The 860-nt window shown below is 61.0% G+C and carries 1 pseudogene; it reads left to right on the top strand.

From position 1 onward, the window contains the following. Window positions 1-192: 192 nt before the first annotated feature. Window positions 193-860: pseudogene (locus AC6ROY_RS25425) on the top strand (hypothetical protein); the annotation flags it as partial.

The raw sequence follows: 860 nt of genomic DNA, 5'->3' as shown, positions 1-860 counted from the left end.
GACGGCAACCTGTCGCTGCCCAGCCAGCCGGTGTACTATTTCCTCGGCAACTACAGCTCCGTCTATGATGTCCGCGGCCGACTTGACCGCATCGTGCTGTCCAATGGCCAGATCCTTGACTACACCTTCGATGACAACGGCAATTTGCTGTCCGTCATCCCTCTATCCCTCTAACGAAAAGGACTGATTCCGATGAAAAGGACGACGTGGTTCACCCGCTCCATCGCCCTAACGGTTTGCCTGGGGATGGTCGTATCCGGCTTCACCGCGCTGTCGATCAGCTTGGCCGAGGAACCGTCCGGCAACGAAGCTGTGACAGCGCCGGAGCCTGTACGTACACTGCCTCCTGCCGAGCCGCTATCCAGCGAGATGCAAACCGTCGAGGCGCGGTCGTCCATGACGCCGCTGCCCGAGCTGGCGACCCTGCCGACCTCGCCGGCAGCCTCTGCTGCGGCTAAGAGCGTCACAGCCGAAGGACGCGCAGCTCCTGCAAGCCCAGCAAGAGGTGCGGCAGCTTCTGCAGGCCTAGAAAAAGATACGCATGACCCGGCAAGCCCAGCAGCAAAAACGGCAGCACGAGCATCGGCAGCGCCCAAGCTGGACGAGCCGCAGGTGGAGACGCTGATGCAGGCCGGTCATAGCCTGCAGGATATTCTCAAGGCGAAACAGCTCGCTCGTCGACATGGCAAGTCCATGGAGGAGCTGCTGCAGGAGAAGGCCAAGCAGTCGAGCTGGGAGGCTGTCGAGCGGCCGCTGCAGGAGGCGTGGTACAAGCGAAGCCTGGCAGATTTTCAAGCCAGGCAACCGAAAGCCTTCGCCACAATCGAGCAACAGAAGCTGCCCTTGCTGGAAACGTATCA

The sequence above is a fragment of the Paenibacillus sp. sg306046 genome (assembly GCF_059821225.1).
The sequence above is the reverse complement of the archived record's forward strand: the minus strand, read 5'-3'. Positions and strand labels throughout refer to the sequence as shown.